We start from the raw sequence: 18,899 nt of genomic DNA on the forward strand, positions 1-18,899 counted from the left end.
CCTATTACCTATTACCTATCTCCCACAATTACTTTTCTATGCTCTCTTCCCCAATTGATCATTTCCTGAATGATGTTTCCAAATGTTCTGCAGTATTCGGTTGGTTCATATTCAATTAAAACAGGAGTTTCCGGGTAAACGGTTCGTTTTACCAATTTATTCAGTTCCATATCTTTCAATTCTTTTGAAAGCATTCTTGTTGTAATTCCAGGGATACTTCTTTCAATTTCACGAAAACGTCTGTTCCCGTTACAGATCGAATTAATCACCGGAATTCTCCACTTTCCTCCAATAAAGTAAAGGGTGTCCTGCAATGCTCTAAGTTCTTCGGTCTGATCTCTTTCCATGTCTGCAAAGTTAAATGATATCATTAATGATACTGATATACTCTGTGATACTGATTACAAAAGTATATCAATTTGAAATAACTTTGTCAAAAATTTTAAAGAAATGAATAAATTTAATAACAAACTAGCCATTGTAACAGGCGGTAACAGCGGAATCGGGTATGCAACCGCAAAAGAATTATTGGCAGAAGGTGCACAAGTAATCATCACAGGAAGACGAAAAGAAGCCGTTGAAAGAGCAGCAGAAGAATTGGGAGCAATCTCATTTGTGGCAGACCAAGCTAAGCTAGAGGACATTGATGCCTTAAAAAAAGAAGTTGAGGCGCAATACGGAAAAGTGGATATTTTATTTATCAATGCCGGAATTACAGGTGGTTTAATTCCTATTGAAAATATGTCTGTTGAAAATTTTGATAATGTAATGAATATTAATTTCAGAGGAGCCTATTTCACTTTAAGCAAATTCATTCCTTTGTTGAACGATGGGGCTTCTGTTGTAGTTTTATCATCCATTGTAGCTTCAACTTATAAACCCAACAGTTCGGTGTATCAGGCGAGTAAAGCAGCTTTAAATTCTATAGCAAAAACAGCAGCAGCAGAATTAGCACCACGAAAAATCCGTGTCAATATGGTAAGCCCCGGACCAACAAAAACCGAAATCATGAATAAAGCAGGCTTAGACGAAAACACTTTAAGTGGTTTAACGGATTATCTCATCAATGAAATTCCGTTAAAAAAAATGGGAACTGCAGAAGATGTCGCCAAACTCGTAATTTATTTATCCGACGATGCTCATTCAAGTTTTATTACCGGAACAGAAATCATTGTAGACGGAGGAATGGTGCTATAAGCAGGAAGATGGATGATGGAGGCTTGAAGTTAAGTATACGTTAAAAACTTCCCTCTTCCATCGTCCTGCTTCCTTTCTTTTTAATCCCTCAAAATTCCACATTCACCTTTCGATTTGTCCGGTTCACCTAATTTCGGATTTCAAAACCTTCTTCAAGCCCCTATTTTTGGTCCATAAAAATCAATATTATGGACTCAGTAAAGAAAAAAAGAAACGTAAATCCCATTGCTGTAGTTTTTTTAGCAATCCTGGGAATATTCGGAATTTTACAGCTTTTCAATAAGCCAATAGAAGGAAAATCTGTTTCAAAAAAAATCGAAGCGCCCCGTGAAGTTCTCGCTATTCTGGAAAATTCATGTTTTGCCTGTCATTCCAATGAACAAAAATTGAATTGGTATGATAAAATTGCACCAATCTCTTGGAGTGTGGATAAAGACGTAAAGAGAGCGAGAGAAGTCCTTAATTTTTCAGAATGGACAGATTCTCCTGGTGAGCATAAAGGAAGAATGTACGCCATTCTTAACATGATGCAAAGCGGAAAGATGCCGCTTCATGAATATACGCTGCTTCACCCATCAGCAAAGATCACTCCTGAAAATATTGAAACGATAAAAAAATATACGCTTTCACTTTCCGGCGTTGCTCCCACAAAAAATAAAGTGAAAGACATTCATCAGAATACTGAAACATCAGAAAAAATGATCCCATCAAAATTTCCGGTTTCTCCCAATGGTATACAATATACGGATGAATACAAAAAATGGAAGGTCATCAGCATGAGCACTCTTTTTGACAATTCAATCCGTGTTATTTACGGAAATGACATTGCGGTAAAAGCCATCGAAACAGAAAACTTTCATCCTTGGCCAGACGGAAGTGTTGTCGTAAAATCTGTGTGGAAACAAGAAAATTCAGCCAATGGAGAAATCAGAGCCGGAGACTTTGTGAATGCTCAGTTCATGGTTAAAGATTCTAAAAAATACACCGATACTGAAGGTTGGGGATTTGCAAAATTTTCAGGAAATGATCTCCATCCGACAGGAAAAACAGCCTCATTCGCAAAAGAATCGTGCATTGCCTGTCACAGACAATTAGCCGAAAAAACAGGCTACCTGTTTGATGTTCCTATGAAAGTAAATACCGAAAGATTAATTAAAAACCTACAGAAATAATGAAAAAAATATTCCTAATCATCGTATCAATTTGTGCCATATTCACTGCCTGCAAAATAGATGAACCCGATAAAGACTTAAAACGAATAGTTTTTGATCCCGGAAATTTACAATTCATCTCGACCTCATTAAATCCAACCAAAGAAACTTCATCCGCATTATATGGAAATCAGGAAGCTTTGAATTCTTTAATGAATGGAAATCATCAGCAAGATCCCAATTCCGAATTTAAACTGGTGACCTGGAAATACCATGAAAATCCGCAGTACATCGGAGGAACAATTACAGGTGAATTACTAAGTATAGAAACCCTTAGTGTTGATAAGAGCGGAAATATTTCCTATAGAATTCAAAATTCTTCTGAAAAGGAAAAAATCCAGCAAAATCAGGAGGAAAGAATACAATATATCATGAGCTACAAACCCGTCGTAAGACCGTGATCAGAGTGAATGGTGAATAGTCAATTTGCTTCGCTTGTGAATTTTTTACATTTTATAAATTCACAAGCGAAGCAAATTGACCATTGATAATTCACAAAATTATCCGTGAAAAACATTAATTTAATGCCTTCAAAATCCACAGTTGTCATGCAACAACAAAAAATAAAAATTTCACAAGCCGTCATTTGGATAAGTTCCATTTTTTTGGGAATATTATCTTCGGTTCCGCAATTGGCTTCCCACGCATTCAACTGGGAAGAAGCCGTTGTAAATTCAGCCATAACCGCTGCTTTCTCTGTGATCATGTGGTATCTCAACATTTATATGCTGAACCGGAATTCAGGAAAAAGACGTCAGAATATTTCCTATTCAAGACTGATGGTTGTTTTAGCTTTCGGGATGGTCGTAATGTTTGGCTTGGCATGGATACAGCAGCTTATTTTATCGCATATCAATTTTGGACCGACCATGTTAATGATCGAAGTTCGCGGAATTCTGATTAACCTAGTATGTTATATGTTCCTGACTTTATTGCAAAATAATTATGCCGGACAACAGGTTCAGCTGGAGTTGGAAAAAGTAAAAAGTGACAATCTGGGTGCTCAGTTTGAGCTATTAAAGCAGCAGATCAATCCGCATTTTCTTTTTAACAGTTTAAATACATTGAAATCTATGGCGGAAACAAATGATTCTGAAACTGTAGATTTCATCATGAAGCTTTCTGATTTTTACAGATTTACACTGGAAAGCAGAAAACTGGATCTTATTACCGTTCAGGAAGAAATGAATATCATCGATTCGTATATTTTCCTACAAAAAGCCCGTTTTGGCGAAGGAATTACACTTACTCAGGAATTAAATGAAAACGTTTTAAAAACATTAATTCCTCCTTTTACCTTGCAATTACTGGTGGAAAACTGTATTAAGCACAATATTGTTTCACAAAGTAAACCTTTGCACATCAAAATCTATAATTCTGAAAATAAAATCGTCATTGAAAATCCAATTCAGAAAAAAATGACCGTTGAAGATTCGTTAGGAATCGGACTGGACAATGTAAAATTACGTTATCAGCATCTGCTAGAACAGGAAATTGAAATTAATTCCGACGAAAAAACCTTTCAAATAAAACTTCCTCTTATCCATGAATATAATCATTATTGAAGACGAATTCAGAGCCGCAAAATCCCTTCAGAATTTAATCACAGAATTAAAACCTGAAGCAAAAATCATTGGAGTTTACGACAGCATTGAAATGAGCATTGAAGCGCTGAAAGACAGCAAACCCGATCTTATTTTCATGGATATCCATTTGTCAGACGGATTATCATTTGAAATCTTCAAGCAGGTCGAAATCACATGTCCAGTGGTTTTTTGTACCGCTTTCGATCAGTACATGCTCGATGCCTTTAAAAGTAAAGGAGTCGATTACGTGCTGAAACCCTTTTCACGCGAGGATATTGCCGAAGCTTTCCGAAAGGTTGACGAATTAAAGAAATTCTTCCAGAAAACAGAACTTCCTGAACTGGAAGCTCTCATACAGAAAATTACGCAGCCGCAAGCTCCTGCAAAATCAAGTTTTTTGGTTTTTAAAAATCAAAAATACACTACCATTCCAACGGAAAATATTGCGTATTTCTTTATTCACAATGAAATTACACATTTGATGACTTTTGATAAACAACAGTTTCAGCTTACCCAAACTTTGGGACAAATTGCCGAACAGGTATCTCAAAAACAGTTTTTCAGAGTCAACAGGCAATACATCATCAATTTCAGTGCAATCAAAGAAATGGAACATTATTTTCAGCGAAAAATCCTCGTGAAATTAACTGTTGAAACTCCTGAACAGCTCTTAATCAATAAAGAGAAATCCCACAGTTTTTTCACCTGGCTGGAAGACCGTTAAGATCTCAAACTTTTCATCTTTCAACTTCTTGCTAAAAATCTTAAGTTTATAAAATACAGGTTCACCATTCATTTTGTCCGGTTGAACCTTTTTTGTATTCTTTCGTCCCGGAAAGGTATCTACTTTTGAATCAAAATTAAAAGAAATGATACTAAAAAATCTAATAGGAACGGTAGTTTTCATAGCATTGATGTTCACCGTCTCCGCGTTCGTTTACCAAGAAAATAAAGAAACGGCACCACAAAGTACCTCAACAAGCAATAACGGATTTGCCGTGTTGGAATTATTCACATCCGAAGGCTGTTCAAGCTGTCCTCCTGCAGATCGGTTAATGGGGGAAATCGAAGAAAAATACAAAGATCAACCAGTTTATATCCTCTCCTATCACGTGGATTACTGGAATCATCTGGGCTGGAAAGACAAGTTCAGCAGTGCTGAAAATTCCAAACGCCAACAGCAATATGCCCGGACTTTGCATTCACAGGTTTACACGCCACAATTGATTGTAAATGGTAAAAAGGAATTTGTAGGTTCTGATCAGGATGCGGTTGAAAATTCAATTAAAACCGCTTTATTGAACTCTAATAACGCTAAAATCGATCTGTCTGCAAAGGTTTTTGAGAAAGAAATTAATGTAAACTTTAAAACTTTAGAAAGTAATTCTCAAAACAAATTGTTCATCACTTTGGTTGAAAAAAAATCCTCTACCAACGTACAAAGAGGTGAAAATGAAGGCCGTCATCTGATTCACTGGCAAATTGTTCATCAACAGAGTCAAATTGCTTTAAAAAATTCTACGGCAGGAACAACAAACTTCAAGCTTCCGGAAAATTTCAACATGAATAACTGGGAAATTATCGGAATGATCCAGAATATGAAATCAGGAGAAATTCTTAGTTCCGCAAAAGCTTCTTTCTAACACAACATCTCCTTTGTCATTCTGAATGGAGCGAGAGCGAAATGAAGAACTTCAAAAGATTCTTCCTTCGTCAGAATGACAATTGACTACAAAATTTAATACAATATAGCAACCAAAAAATCAACTTAAAAATATTAACAACTTAAAACAATAAAAAAATGGAAACAAAAACAGCAAAAATCATCTTTTGGTCAGGCGCAATCTTTATGTCACTTTGGTTTGGAGCAAGCGGCTTCTTTGAACTGACAAAAAATCCGGTAGTTTGGGATATCACACAGCAATTAGGTTATCCGGCTCATTTCATCTACATTTTAGGCGTATTCAAATTATCCGGAATTATCGTTTTACTGATTCCTAACAGATTCTTAAGATTAAAAGAATGGGTATTTGCAGGGATGTTCTTTGACATTATATTCGCCTTTTTCTCCAAAATTGCAGTGCTTGGTTTTCCGGCAACGATTGATGCGATTGTGGCCTTCACCGTGCTTTCTGTAACCTACTTTATGTTCAGAAGAATCTATGATCAGAAATTAGTATTAGAAAGAATTTAAAGTAAAAATAAAACTCATCCGTCTTTCATAAAACAAATGTCAACTTTTCAAATTACTTATGTAAAAATAAAACCTCTCAGATGTTGAGAGGTTTTATTGTAGAAAATTATAAATAGAAAAATATAAATATTGATGTAAACCATTAAAATTTATGCGAAATTAAGCGTGTGCTTTTCTTATTTTAATCATGCTTAAAATGATCAGTCCTAAAACACCTAAAATAAAATAACCTTCCGCCACCTGCAACTGAATCTGCGGCTTTATTACCGCTGCAATTCCATAGCTTATCGCTGATGTGATGATAAAGGCAATTCCGCCTGTCAAACCTCCCGCAATCCCAGCAGAATTAGGAAATCTTCCGATACAATAAGAAAAATAGTTATTAAAGATAAATCCGGCCGTCACATGAATTAAAAATGCAAATGCAACCAAACTGTAAATATTGCTTGAAAAATAAGAAGCCACAAACATCAAAATGATTAAAATCAATTGCATGAAATTAGCATACCGGATTTTAGGTAAAAACGCTCTATTAATTAATGCTTTTCCTAAGAATCCTCCTGTCATCCATGCAAAACCAAGGATAAGGGAAACGTAGCCTGCAACCACTTCTGAGTAACCCATTTTATGTTCAATGATGAAAGATCCACACAAATTGAAGAACATAATCATTGAGTAGCTTAGTCCGCACATCAGCATTCCGTAAAAGAAATCTTTTGCTTTAAACATCGACTCATATTCCTTTAATAAGAACTCAATATGAAAAGGATTTCTTTTTTTCAAGGTCTCTCCAGAGAATAGGAATTCTAAAATTAAAAGCAACAAACTGTATCCCGCCAAGACATAGAAATTGGACTGCCATCCGAAATTTTTCTGCAAATATCCTCCAATAAACGGTGCAATGATAGGTCCGACAGACCAGACAATGGTCATGATACTTAAATAATGTTTCCGTTCATCTCCTTCATAGACATCCACAAAAAAGGCCCTTTTGGAAACCACGGCAAAGCCAGACAAAATTCCTTGCAGTACACGCATCATATAGATTACAAAAATATTCTGAGTAGTTGCTGTTATTAAAAATGACACTACAAATAAAGCCAGTGAAGCCATTGAAACTTTATATCTTCCGAAAGAATCAACAATACTCCCTGCAAAAAACTGGGTGAGTCCGTAACTGATTAAAAATATGGATAAAGTAAGCTGAATATTACTTTCCGTCTGATGCAGTTCGGTCGCCATACTCGGCATGGAAGGCAGATAAATATCAGTTGCCAGACCCGACATCGGAATGACTGCAAATGCTAAGATTGTAGCAATAAATTTATTTTTTTCTTTAAGTGTTACCATTCTTCATTAAGAATTCAGATTCCCAAATGCTCCGGGAACCTGAATTTTCTGTATTTTTTAGTTATTTACCAGTTTCATAGATCCTTCATTGTATCTTTCTCCAGTATTTGGATATTTTTTCAGGATGGCATCAATAGTTTCCAAATCTGATTTGGAAAGCTCGAGATTAATGGCCTCTACATTTTCTTCTAAATATTTGATACGTTTTGTTCCAGGAATCGGGATAATATCTTCACCTTGGTTCAGTACCCATGCAAGAGCTAACTGAGTTCCCTTCACACCTTTTGAAGCTGCAAAATCATTGATTTCTTTAGCTAAATTTTTATTATTTTCAAGATATTCTGCCTGATAACGAGGTAATGATTTTCTGAAATCTTCATCCCCGAAATTCTGAACTTCATTAATATTAGAGAAAAGTCCTCTCGCCAGAGGAGAATAAGGAACTAAAGCAATTCCCAGCTCTCTGATTGTTGGCAGAATTTCTTTTTCAACATCTTTTGTTAAAATAGAATATTCTGACTGTAAAGCGGTAATCGGATGAATTTTATTTGCTTTTCGGATAGATTCCGCAGAAGCTTCCGACAATCCCAAATATCTGACTTTTCCTGCTTTTACCAGATCTGCCATTGCTCCTACCGTTTCTTCAACAGGAATATTAGGATCTACTCTGTGAGCATAATACAAGTCGATCTCATCAATCTTTAATCTCTGAAGACTTAGGTCAACCGCCTGTTTGATCCATTCCGGAGAACCATCAAAATAAGTTCCGGGAGCTCCGCTGTGACTTGCTTTTCCGTCTTTAAATCTGAACCCGAACTTTGTAGCAATAAAAATTTTGTCACGGTTTGGAACCAATACTTTGGAGATCAGCTTTTCATTTTCTCCGTTCGCATACATATCTGCCGTATCCCAGAAATTCACTCCTAGATCCAAAGCTCTATGTAATGTATTAATACTTTCCTGTTCATCTGTCGGTCCGTACGCAAAACTCATTCCCATACATCCCAAACCGATAGCCGATAATTGTTCTTCTGTGTTTCCTAATTTTCTAAATTTCATGATAGGTTGTGATTTTAAATTTACAGGACAAAATTATAACGGAAATGCAAAGATTCTGATATAGAATTCAAACGAAGAATTATAAAATTCAAACAACAGAAGTCCGAACAGCATTGGGAGTCATTCCCGTCTGTTTTTTAAAATAATTAGTAAAATAAGCTGGTTCTTCAAATCCCAGTCCGTAAGCAATTTCAGAAACGTTCCAGTCTGTATGTTTCAATAGTGCATTCGCTTCCTGGATAATTCTTGAGGTGATCTGCTGACTTGTTGTTCTTCCCGTAATTTCCTTTACGGAACGGTTGAGCGAATTGACATGAATGGATAAGTTTTCCGCATAATCCACCGGACTTTTCAATTTTAAAAATCTTTCCGGGCTATCGATCGGGAATTGTCTTTCCAATAATTCCATGAATAGAGAAGCTACCCGTTGAGAAGCATTCTGATAAGGTTCAAAATTTTCCGCAGGATGCATCTTCATGGTTTCATGGATCAAAAGATGAAGATAAGCGCGCAGCATATCGTATTTATGTAAATAATCTGACTGGATTTCCGTCATCATTTTAATAAAGATATCCGAAACGGTTTTCTGCTGTTCCTCATCAATAAAGAAAATAGGAGTTCCTCCAATTCTGAAAAGCGGTGATTCCTGAAGTGTTCCCAACCGGTTTCCATCATGTAAAAACTGATCGGTAAAAAGGCAGAAAAACCCTTTCTGATCGTCGTCATCCGCGTCCCATGAATAGGGAATCACAGGATTTGAAAATAATAAAGCAGGCCGATCGACGTGAATCCACTTATCTGCATAATGAAGCTTTCCTTTTCCAATAATTAGCGAAATTTTGTAATAGTCTCTTCTGCTATACGGCGTAATGGATGAACAGTTTTCACGTGAAAAAACATTGAAGTGTCCTACTCCCGGAGTTTTGATACATTGTAAACCTTGGTTCTGAGCATTTCGCTCGTAAAAACCTTTTATTGTTTCTCTGGATTCCATGGTTCAAAATTATAAAATTCAAACATAAGTTTATGTAAAAAATAATAACCATTGATAAAATAAAAAATGGCTAACCTTTCGATTAGCCATTTCAAAATTGAATGTATAGTTGATAATTGGTTTAATGATGATGCCCGTGGTTGTCTTTTTCCTTATAGATATAGACTTTTTTATTTCCGTGTTTGTATTTTTTATTATTATTCTTATTACGGTTATAAACTGCCACCGGATTTTGACCTTTGTAATATTTATTTTTGAATTTTAAATACTTATCAGGTCCTAAAATTCTTTCCAGTTCAATATATCTGTCTTCTCTCCATCTGTCAGGATTATTGACGTATACTCTATTCCATGAATTGTAATCATGGTATCTATCATTCAGAACATAAATCTGATTAGCCTGTGTCTGCGACAGCACCAAATCGGTAATTACGGATGCCCAGTTGATATCTGTTATACTTCTTCTGTAATCGTTATAATAATCTGACTGTGCATATGTTAATCCAAATGTCCCGACAAGCATTGCTGTTAATAATAACTTTTTCATTTCATGCGTTTTAAAATTAAACTACCTATTAATTTTCAATTAGAATGCCAAAATCAGTTTTAAATTCCGTTCAAAAATATAAGAATTTGATAATCTGCACCATAGTTTTCAATCAAAGTGAATATAATTTTTGAATTTCCGGGTAAATTAACCTCTCTGTTCTTTAAAAAAAATAGATTGTCAAGATTTTCAGTTCCTTAATTTCTTAATAATTAGTTTTAAAAATAGCTAAAAAACAATTATTTTTCATTTTAAATTTGTAATTTTAAGAAGAGAAAAACAATAAAACCTTATTTTTTTAACCGCCAAAAATCTCGATATTATGGAAAATATAAAATTTGAAATATCTCCATATCAGGACGAATTGCAGATATTGATTGATGAAAAAAAAGCCGGTTATATGTCCATAGAAATTGACGGAAGACTTCTTATTGTATATTATACCAAGCTTAATGAAGAGGTGGAGGGAAAAGGATACGCCAAAATGCTTTTAGACGAACTGGTACGCTATGCCGAAGAAAAAGATCTGCTCGTAGATCCAGAATGTGATTTTGTGAGACAGCAATTCGAAAATCATCCGGCAAGATATAAAGGAATCTGGCACGCCTGATCAATCTTCCCACCAGATTCTGAACTGCTGATCTTGTTTATTGAGGTCTACAGGTTCACCAATCATAGGTGTTAAAATATTCAGTTTTTTTTCTTTTCCAAGTCGCAGTACTTTTTCCAAAGGCTCATTCCATGGATGCAGTGCCAATGCAAATTTTGAAGAATGTACCGGAATGATCTTCTTTGCCTTCACGTCTATACTTGCCTGAATTACATCTTCCGGTAAGGCATGAATGTATTTCCAGGCTTCATTATACTGCCCATTCTCCATAATGGCATAGTCGAACGGACCAAATTGCTCTCCGATCATTTTAAAATGAGTATCGTATCCACTATCTCCTCCTAAAAATATTTTTTTGGTAGGCGTTTCCAACACATAAGAGGTCCAAAGCGTAACATTTCTTTGTGTTTTTCTTCCTGAAAAATGTCTTGCAGGGGTAAATATTATTTTAATATCATTCTTTAGAATAATTTCAGCTCCCCACTCTTCTTCAATCAATTGTTCCGGTTTATACCCCCATTTTTCCAAATGAGCACCCACGCCAAGAGGTAAAATAACTTTTCCTACTTTATCTTTAATTGCTTTTACGGTTGGATAATCCAAATGATCATAGTGATCATGAGTAATGACCAAATAATCGATGTTGGGAGTATCTTCCGGTTTGAAAATATCGGCTCCTGCAAATGCTTTATTGAAAAATTTAAACGGAGAACCATACAAACTGAGCACAGGATCAATTAAAAAAGAAACGCCATCGGTTTGAATAAAATACGATGAATGCCCCATCCAGATAAAAATATCTTTATCTTTTGAAAGGTTTTTCAGGTCTGTATGAATGGACGGAAGATTTTTTACGGGTTTTAAAAGTGGATCTTTCTTTTTGAAAAAGAAATTATACATTACTTTCGGCATCGAATAGCCTTCTGTAAGCGAAGGAGTATAGCTTAAATTCTGAAACTTTTTATCTTTAAAATGTTTTGACTGCTGCATTCTTTCAAGTCTTTCCCCTTTTGCTTCCGCCCCGAAAACATCCTGACTGGTCACTATAAAATACAGGATGATTAAAACCGTTATTGTAATAAGTATAAATATCATTTTCTAAATAGTCAAATGTATGACATTATCTTCTATGACGGATCAACAAAAAGAATACCTTTATTTTTTACTTAATTTTATGTAAAAAGCAAAACAATATTCTAAACTTTTATAAATTAGCCCATTGAAATTTCAAAAACATTGAGAAAGTTTTCCCCCATTATATTATTCGTTCTCATTCTTTCATCCTGTTCATCTGTCAGAAAGCATAATGAGCAGAGAAGTTCATGTATTCCTCCTGAAGAACTGAAAGAAGATGTAGACTATGCTTATACCAAGATTAAAGAAATGCATCCCAAACTTTACTGGTATATTCCCAAAAAACAGTTAGATTATAAGTTTGACAGTCTTAAGCAAACCATAGATCAGCCTCTTACCCCACTTGAATTTTATTTTAAGCTGCAGCCTGTAATTGCCAGTATAAAAGAAGGGCATCTTTCTTTAAGAATTCCGATAAAAAAATTTACAAAGAAAGAACTCAAATCTCTGGAAAATAAGAAGGGAATGTTCAGCCGGTTTGAATATTATGTAAGCGGAGAACATTTATATATCATCGAAAACAAAGATTCGATTGAAAATATAAAACCGGGAACTGAAATTTTAAAAATAAACGATGTTCCTGTACCTGTCTATTTAAAAAAATATAAAAATCTCATCAGCAGTGACGGGTACAATACTACTTTTCAGCCTTATTTTTTAAAAGATATATTCTTTAATTTTTACAGTGCCGAATTTGGCTTTAATGATACCGCAAAAATTGAAACCCTTTATGATAAAAAAATAAAAACCTACATTTTAAAAAGAGCCGAGAAATCTAAAACTGATTTCGAAAAAGATAAGGAACAAAAAAAGAAAACACTGGAAAGAAAGGTAAATGATTATGTTGCCTTTAATGATTCTTATAACCGTACTTTCAAATTCCTGGCTCCTGACAGCAGTACTGCCTATATTAAAGTCAAAAGTTTTTCGAGAACCTATTCAGAAAAATTCTATAAAGAGACTTTTGCCAAAATTAAAAATGCAAAAGCAAAATACCTCATCATAGACATCCGTAATAATTATGGCGGATCTCTGGATGAAATTAACAACCTGTATTCTTATTTGGCTTCTGAACCATTTACTTTGATCAAACGATCTCAGGTAACTTCAAAAAGCAGTCCTTTAAAAACCAATTATTTCAGAAAAAGCAATGCGCTAAACTACACTTTTAAAAGCTTGCTGTATCCTGCTTTTCTTGTAAGTCAGACGATGAGCACCTATAAAAAAGACAGTATTGTTTATTATAAAATGAAAGCGGACCGCGAAACCCAACCTCAAAAAGATGCTTTTCACGGAAAGGTTTTTGTACTCATTAATGGAGGTAGTTTTTCAGCGTCATCCATTATAGCTGCAAAACTTAAAAATGATAAACTTGCTACTTTGGTAGGAGAAGAAACGGGAGGTGCCAATGATGGCACTATTGCAGGATTTTATTCTTATCAAAAGTTACCTCATTCCAAAATAAGCTTACCGATCGGATTGGCTTTGGTACAGCCCAATATCTCTTTTACCAACACGGAAAGAGGAGTCATTCCAGATGTTACCATTACAGAAAACATTCAGGATATTCTGGATAAAAAAGACCGTCAGATGGAATGGGTGATGAAGAAAATCGTAAATGAGAAAAATGGAAAATAATCATTTTGATGAATAAAAATATTTTTAAATTCTTTAAAATTCTTGCTTCTGTAATCATCTTATGGTTTCTTGTTCATTCCCTATACATTACCATTGATGGCTTTTCTGATTCTGGACAGAATGCTGATCTTGCTGTTATTTTAGGAAATAAGGTGAACCAAGACGGGACTTTATCAAAAAGATTAGAAAAACGCCTGGAAAGCGGGATCAATCTATATGAAAATCATCGCATAAAAAAGATTTTAGTGAGTGGCGGATTGGGAAAAGAAGGATTTTATGAAGGGGACAAAATGAAGGAATTTCTTGTTGAAAAAGGTATTCCCGATTCTTTGATCATTGTTGATAATCATGGCGACAATACAAGAGCCACCGTTATCAATACGCTAAAACTGAAACCACAGTTAAAATTCAACAGCCTCATTATTGTCTCTCAGTATTTTCATGTGACACGAACCAAAAAACTATTTAAAGATCAGGGGTTTGAAAATGTAAGCAGTGTAAGTCCAAATTATTTTGAATTCAGAGATTTTTATTCGATTGTAAGAGAATTTCCGGCTTATTATACTCAATAACAAAGCTTCGGCAGGCTTTCAGCCCGCCGAAGCTTTGTTATTTTTTAAATTCTGTCATAAGATTTTCAATCTGTTTAATATATTTTCCGTAAAAACGATGAAACCAGTATTTTCCCATCAGAAAAAGTGCAGATAAACCAATCACAACCGAACCTATTAATAATACTGCTGTTTTAAGCTCACTCAAAGGTTTTGGACGTGGGATAAATTCAATAACGATAATCATTTCGCAAACCAGGAAAGGAACAAAGCTTAAATAGAATGAAATATAATATTGCTTATTGAGATAAAATTGCTGCAATAAATCTTTCAAGGAATCATAAGTGCTCATTTCAGTATTGCTAATTTCTTTATAAAGCTTAAAAAACTTACTAAAAAAGAACCCAATTACAAATGCCATCGAAACAATCAAAACGGATAGATAAAATTGTAATTTAAAAGTTTTACACGACAAAACAGCAAAAAAAGCGATAATAAAAACTACCAAAGTATACCAAAACTCTTTGTGCATATTCTTTCGCACTTTCTCCAGTGGCAAATTAATTTTATTTTTTTGCTCAATACTTATCTGCGGAGCTTCTTCAAAAGAATCGTCTGCATTCCAGGTATTTTTCAGTTCATCTATATTCATGATAATTGATTTAAAAAGTTAGTATTTATTGGTGTTCAGAATATCTTTCAGCTTATTCTTAGCTCGGTTCATTTTTACTCTTACATTACCTTCGGAAATTCCCATTTGTTCAGCAATCTGCTTTCCGGAAAAATCTTCTAAATAATAAAAAATAAATGCTTTATCAATCGGGTTAAGCTGATGAATAGCCCGATACATTTCCTTCAGCTTCTCTTCTTTGTCATGATCATATTCATCCTGTATAATTTTATAGTTAGAAACATTATTGTTTTCTATAAAGCTTCTTTTCTTTTCGGATTTCAGAAATATGATCGCGGTATTAAGAGCAATTCTGTACAGCCAGGTTGCAAATTCGCTTTCCCCTTTAAAACCAGAATATGCCTTCCATACCTGATATGTAATTTCCTGAAAAAGATCGTCGCGGTCATCCTTTTCATCCACATACATTTTGGAAATCTTAAAAATGATTCCTTTATGTCTTTCGATCTTTTCTAAAAATTCCTGTTCTAATGAGGTCATGATTTTCGTTACTCTAAAGAGTTAGTTTCATTTTTAAAAAATTGTTACAGCTTTTGTGAAAATAAATAAAAACCCGGCAGAAATATTTCTGCCGAGCTTCCATTGTGTGTTTTTTGATCATGAAAACTTATTCTACCACTATCTTTTTAGAAATAGCAGTACCATTGAAACTAATTTTAATTATATAAACTCCTTTCTGAAATCCGTTAACTGTAATTTTATTGTCCTCTTTATTTAATTTTTCTGAACCTCTTACTAACTTTCCTGAAACATCATAAATTTCAAATGTTGCTTCATATTTCCTGTTATTATTTATTGTGAATAAACCATTCTTTACAGGATTCGGATAGACAGTGATATTCTGTGCATCAGATTTTGTGATTTCATGCACTGCTAATAAATTTGCACAATTACCTAACCCTACTGCACACCAAGCATTTTCTACCTGCTGTAATTCGTTACTGCCTGTTCCATAAAGAGCTATAGCTGCTTGCTTTGAAGCATTATAAAGGTTTAAATAGGTTGCATTTGCAGTAAGATATCCTCCCGTTAAAGTTTTAAATGCTATTTTTTCGGCTTTTTGTATGGTAAGACCGGTAATATTATATGCTGTTCCATTATCATTCGTTCCGGCTCCCCCTACCGAAAGCAGATAAAACCATTTATTTCCTACTCCGCTATTGGTATGTACTCCTCCATTGTCCGCAGCTCCGGCAGCTGTACTTTGCCAATATGTTCCGTTGTATGTATCAGGCTGCTGTGAGCTAAGTGCTGCAGGTCCCGTTTTTGGTGCAGCCATATTTCTCAAATAACCTGGCGCAAAATTACACAGCCCTTCCCCGATTGTCCAGTTAGCTTGTGAAGGTGCTGCATAAAACTCGATACTGGTTCCTAAAATATCAGCAAAAGATTCGTTAATTGCTCCGGACTCACCTTGGTAATTAAGTCCTCCTGTTCCGTTAGTAGCTACAACTAAATGTGAATATTCGTGACCTCCTACGTCAATTCCGGCAAAGGGGTTGAAGGCTCCAGGACTGGATGGAAAATTTCCATTCCCATACGCCATAAAATGCACCTGTCCTCCGGTACTTGTACCGAAAGTAATAGCAGTTGCATTTGCTCCATATCCTGCAGGTGTAGGGTTTGCCTGACCCGGCTGATTAAAAATAGAAAAGTCTACATTATAATAATTGGCAATTGCAGTACCGTTTCCGTCAAAACTATTTCTGTTTAGTACAGTACTGTAAAAATCGTTGGCTTTTTGTATCGCCCAGTGAATCTCTACAGGAGCTTTAGTAGATGTAGCTGTAAAGTTAGCCGTAGAGCTAGTATATTCTACAGGACCAGATGCAGGAAGAACATATCCCTGTGCATCCAAACCGTATCCACCCGCACTTCCCAAATTTGTTCCATCCAAAGTCCATACTTTTCTTGTATTATCTTTTAGCCTATAGCTTCCGTTGTAAGAATCTACGGTCATATTTTGATTTCCTTTATAATAGGTGGTACTTAAAGATGGAGTATCTGCATTATGAATAAGAGACATTTCATTCACAACCTGTTTCGTAATATTGTCAATATAATAAGTTTTCGAAAAAACAGGCGCAATCATTGAAGATGCAGATACCATTGTACTGCTGTTTATTTTTAATCCTGTTTGAGTATTTGTTTTAGATATAACACTTTCCGCAGGTGATAATGTAATTTTCTCAGAAGAGGTTTTGGAAGCTGCTGCAATGGTATTTTTTAGTTCATCCTGAGAAAGAGGGACTACAACGACAGGAATATCTATATTTTTAACAAATTCTCCATTTACATATACAACCTTTCCATCTTTTTCGTGAATAACAATGATATCATCCTGAACTTTTATGTTTTTATAAAAATGTTGATACATTGTTTTTTTAACCCCTAAATCATCCTCCCACGTCTTTACAATTTTAAAGGTATCATTACTCTGGCAACCTAACCATTTTCTCAAATCTGTTTCAAGATCTCTAGAAGAAGTATTGTAATTGGTAAAATCAGAGTAGAAAGTTCCTAATTCTGATGTGTTCACTATTTTAGGTAAATTCTCAGCAGAACTTTCCGATATTCTTATATTTTGAGAATAAACCAAAGAAAAAGGCGCAACGCCAATCGAAAATGTAAAAATCAAAGCTTTAGCAATAGTAACTGTCTTTTTCATATTTTATTTTTGATTAAATCTGACAGTTAGTAGGAAAGTTTTAAAAATGTTACAAATTATTTATTTTTTTTAAGAATTTTTAATTCATATGATTAATTTTCCTTATTTAAAGCTTTTAAAAGAATATTTAAATTGATTAAATCCAGCTTTGCACCTACAATAATAATGATGCTAAGAATTATGACAAGCACTAAAATCATAAGTAAATACACTGAAACAAACCATAAGATTGTATTCAAAATGTTTCCTTTAACACCTAACTTATCAATAAAATACCTCTGAGACTTTTCAAACCATGTTTTGTTTTTGATTTTTCGGGGAAGTAATTCAATTCCGTTAAGCTCATCTACCAGACGTACAACATCCTCAATGTATTTCCCATACATATAGTAAATCCAATATTTTACAATAACACTGAGTAGTAAAATTGCAATCAGAAAACTTGTTGCGAAAATAGCAATATGGTAATCTTCGTTAAACTGAAAGTTGATCTGTTCTAAAGAAGAAACAAAAGCCAAAGGGATATAAGAAATATAATAAGAAATATAAATCTCTTTACACACCAAAAGCTGGGTTTTAATATTGAAAAGATCGTAATTGGTATTGGTACTGGTCTTTGTAAGCATTTTATAAATCCTCAAAAACCTGGAATAAAAATAAACAACTAGTCCGACAGTTAGGAATGTTACAAATATTGAAATTGTCCTCACATTAGAATCATTGGTAGTAAACGGAAAGCCGATGAAAACCATAGGCAACGTAACAACCATAAGCCAAAACTCGGTTTTCATATTAATCTTGATCATTTCCAGGGGAGAATGAATTTCATTCTGTTTTTCCAAAGAAATTTCCGGAAGATCATGATGTTCTTTGTTCCAGAGTTCTTTAAAATTATCTAATTCCATACTTTAGATGTTTAAAATTTAAACCGTTCTTTTTTCAATTATCTCTTTCAGCTTAGCTTTTGCCCGATTAAGCTTTACCCTTGCATTTACTTCCGTAATTCCTAACTGTTTAGCGATTTCTCTGCCCGGAAAATCTTCCAAAAAGAAAAAAATAAGTGCTTTGTCGATTGGACTTAACTGATGGATAGCTTCATACATCATCTTCATATTCCTGTCGTCCGTATCATTATAAGATTCCTGATGAACATTGAGATTTTCTATACTTTGATTCTGGATAAAACCACGCTTTTTTTCACTTCGTAAAAATACGATAGCTGTATTGAGTGCCGTTCTATAAAGCCATGTTGAAAATTCGCTCTTTTTCTGAAATTCGCTGTAGGACTTCCACGCCTGATAAATGATCTCCTGATAGAGATCATTCTGATCGTCGGGATTGTCCATATACATCTTGGAAATTTTGAAAATCACACCTTTATGCTTGTCAATTTTTTCCAGGAATTCTTTTTCCAGTAAAGACATTAAATTAGGCTATGTTTCAGTTAGTAGGAATTTTAAATATTTGTT

At 34.5% G+C, this 18,899-nt stretch carries 21 protein-coding genes; 10 read left to right on the forward strand and 11 right to left on the reverse strand.

Annotation, left to right across the window (positions count from 1 at the left end; genetic code table 11):
- Positions 1–11: 11 nt before the first annotated feature.
- The gene (locus MKS83_RS04490) at positions 12–347 is read right to left on the reverse strand and encodes a winged helix-turn-helix transcriptional regulator (protein ID WP_240582148.1); all 336 of its coding nucleotides are present in this window, start codon (positions 345–347) and stop codon (positions 12–14) included.
- Between the two features lie 103 nt (positions 348–450).
- On the opposite strand from MKS83_RS04490, the gene MKS83_RS04495 reads away from it, so the two are divergent.
- The 7 genes from MKS83_RS04495 to MKS83_RS04525 all read left to right on the forward strand — a co-directional run bounded on the left by MKS83_RS04495 (position 451) and on the right by MKS83_RS04525 (position 6,188).
- Positions 451–1,197: an SDR family oxidoreductase gene (locus tag MKS83_RS04495; protein WP_240582149.1), complete on the forward strand. Its 747-nt coding sequence runs from the start codon at positions 451–453 to the stop codon at positions 1,195–1,197.
- 188 nt (positions 1,198–1,385) lie between these two features.
- A complete protein-coding gene (locus MKS83_RS04500; RefSeq protein WP_240582150.1) occupies positions 1,386–2,369 on the forward strand; it encodes a heme-binding domain-containing protein in 984 nt (327 codons plus the stop codon).
- Positions 2,369–2,809 (forward strand): hypothetical protein, encoded by a 441-nt coding sequence (locus MKS83_RS04505; protein WP_240582151.1) that lies wholly within the window; start codon positions 2,369–2,371, stop codon positions 2,807–2,809. Before MKS83_RS04500 ends, MKS83_RS04505 begins: the two co-directional genes overlap by 1 nt.
- 147 nt (positions 2,810–2,956) lie before the next feature.
- Entirely contained in the window at positions 2,957–3,973 is a 1,017-nt protein-coding gene (locus tag MKS83_RS04510) for a sensor histidine kinase (RefSeq protein ID WP_240582152.1), read from the forward strand.
- Positions 3,954–4,718: a LytR/AlgR family response regulator transcription factor gene (locus tag MKS83_RS04515; protein ID WP_240582153.1), complete on the forward strand. Its 765-nt coding sequence runs from the start codon at positions 3,954–3,956 to the stop codon at positions 4,716–4,718. Before MKS83_RS04510 ends, MKS83_RS04515 begins: the two co-directional genes overlap by 20 nt.
- A 145-nt stretch (positions 4,719–4,863) precedes the next feature.
- Complete coding sequence (locus tag MKS83_RS04520) at positions 4,864–5,637, forward strand: DUF1223 domain-containing protein (RefSeq protein ID WP_240582154.1); 774 nt, start codon at positions 4,864–4,866, stop codon at positions 5,635–5,637.
- A 158-nt stretch (positions 5,638–5,795) separates the two neighbouring features.
- On the forward strand, positions 5,796–6,188 hold the full coding sequence (locus tag MKS83_RS04525; RefSeq protein WP_240582155.1) for a DoxX family protein: 393 nt from the start codon (positions 5,796–5,798) through the stop codon (positions 6,186–6,188).
- 159 nt (positions 6,189–6,347) lie between these two features.
- Here the strand turns inward: MKS83_RS04525 and MKS83_RS04530 are convergent, their stop codons facing one another.
- From MKS83_RS04530 to MKS83_RS04545, 4 genes are all read right to left on the reverse strand, one after another.
- On the reverse strand, positions 6,348–7,538 hold the full coding sequence (locus MKS83_RS04530; protein WP_240582156.1) for an MFS transporter: 1,191 nt from the start codon (positions 7,536–7,538) through the stop codon (positions 6,348–6,350).
- A gap of 57 nt (positions 7,539–7,595) precedes the next feature.
- Positions 7,596–8,597, reverse strand: a complete 1,002-nt coding sequence (locus MKS83_RS04535; protein WP_240582157.1) for an aldo/keto reductase — start codon at positions 8,595–8,597, stop codon at positions 7,596–7,598.
- 88 nt (positions 8,598–8,685) lie between these two features.
- Entirely contained in the window at positions 8,686–9,591 is a 906-nt protein-coding gene (locus MKS83_RS04540) for a helix-turn-helix domain-containing protein (RefSeq protein WP_100375939.1), read from the reverse strand.
- A 121-nt stretch (positions 9,592–9,712) separates the two neighbouring features.
- Positions 9,713–10,138 (reverse strand): hypothetical protein, encoded by a 426-nt coding sequence (locus MKS83_RS04545; RefSeq protein ID WP_240582158.1) that lies wholly within the window; start codon positions 10,136–10,138, stop codon positions 9,713–9,715.
- A gap of 322 nt (positions 10,139–10,460) precedes the next feature.
- Here MKS83_RS04545 and MKS83_RS04550 point away from each other — a divergent pair, with 322 nt between their 5' ends.
- A complete protein-coding gene (locus tag MKS83_RS04550) occupies positions 10,461–10,748 on the forward strand; it encodes a GNAT family N-acetyltransferase (RefSeq protein WP_100375941.1) in 288 nt (95 codons plus the stop codon).
- Here MKS83_RS04550 and MKS83_RS04555 read toward each other — a convergent pair whose 3' ends face one another.
- The gene (locus MKS83_RS04555) at positions 10,749–11,843 is read right to left on the reverse strand and encodes an MBL fold metallo-hydrolase (RefSeq protein ID WP_240582159.1); all 1,095 of its coding nucleotides are present in this window, start codon (positions 11,841–11,843) and stop codon (positions 10,749–10,751) included.
- A gap of 141 nt (positions 11,844–11,984) precedes the next feature.
- On the opposite strand from MKS83_RS04555, the gene MKS83_RS04560 reads away from it, so the two are divergent.
- Both MKS83_RS04560 and MKS83_RS04565 read left to right on the forward strand, forming a co-directional pair.
- Positions 11,985–13,520 carry a S41 family peptidase gene (locus tag MKS83_RS04560; RefSeq protein ID WP_240582160.1) on the forward strand — a complete coding sequence of 512 codons (1,536 nt, stop codon included), beginning with the start codon at positions 11,985–11,987 and terminating at the stop codon, positions 13,518–13,520.
- Between the two features lie 8 nt (positions 13,521–13,528).
- Positions 13,529–14,092 carry a YdcF family protein gene (locus MKS83_RS04565; protein WP_240582161.1) on the forward strand — a complete coding sequence of 188 codons (564 nt, stop codon included), beginning with the start codon at positions 13,529–13,531 and terminating at the stop codon, positions 14,090–14,092.
- Between the two features lie 37 nt (positions 14,093–14,129).
- Here the strand turns inward: MKS83_RS04565 and MKS83_RS04570 are convergent, their stop codons facing one another.
- The 5 genes from MKS83_RS04570 to MKS83_RS04590 all read right to left on the reverse strand — a co-directional run bounded on the left by MKS83_RS04570 (position 14,130) and on the right by MKS83_RS04590 (position 18,854).
- A complete protein-coding gene (locus tag MKS83_RS04570; RefSeq protein ID WP_240582162.1) occupies positions 14,130–14,723 on the reverse strand; it encodes a hypothetical protein in 594 nt (197 codons plus the stop codon).
- Between the two features lie 18 nt (positions 14,724–14,741).
- On the reverse strand, positions 14,742–15,242 hold the full coding sequence (locus MKS83_RS04575; protein ID WP_240582163.1) for an RNA polymerase sigma factor: 501 nt from the start codon (positions 15,240–15,242) through the stop codon (positions 14,742–14,744).
- A 127-nt stretch (positions 15,243–15,369) separates the two neighbouring features.
- Positions 15,370–17,430 carry a M4 family metallopeptidase gene (locus tag MKS83_RS04580; protein ID WP_240582164.1) on the reverse strand — a complete coding sequence of 687 codons (2,061 nt, stop codon included), beginning with the start codon at positions 17,428–17,430 and terminating at the stop codon, positions 15,370–15,372.
- A gap of 92 nt (positions 17,431–17,522) precedes the next feature.
- The gene (locus MKS83_RS04585) at positions 17,523–18,335 is read right to left on the reverse strand and encodes a hypothetical protein (RefSeq protein ID WP_240582165.1); all 813 of its coding nucleotides are present in this window, start codon (positions 18,333–18,335) and stop codon (positions 17,523–17,525) included.
- Positions 18,336–18,353: 18 nt separating this feature from the next.
- A complete protein-coding gene (locus tag MKS83_RS04590; RefSeq protein ID WP_240582166.1) occupies positions 18,354–18,854 on the reverse strand; it encodes an RNA polymerase sigma factor in 501 nt (166 codons plus the stop codon).
- Between the last annotated feature and the right edge of the window lie 45 nt (positions 18,855–18,899).

This window comes from Chryseobacterium sp. Y16C, assembly GCF_022488405.1.
Lineage (GTDB): Bacteria > Bacteroidota > Bacteroidia > Flavobacteriales > Weeksellaceae > Chryseobacterium > Chryseobacterium geocarposphaerae.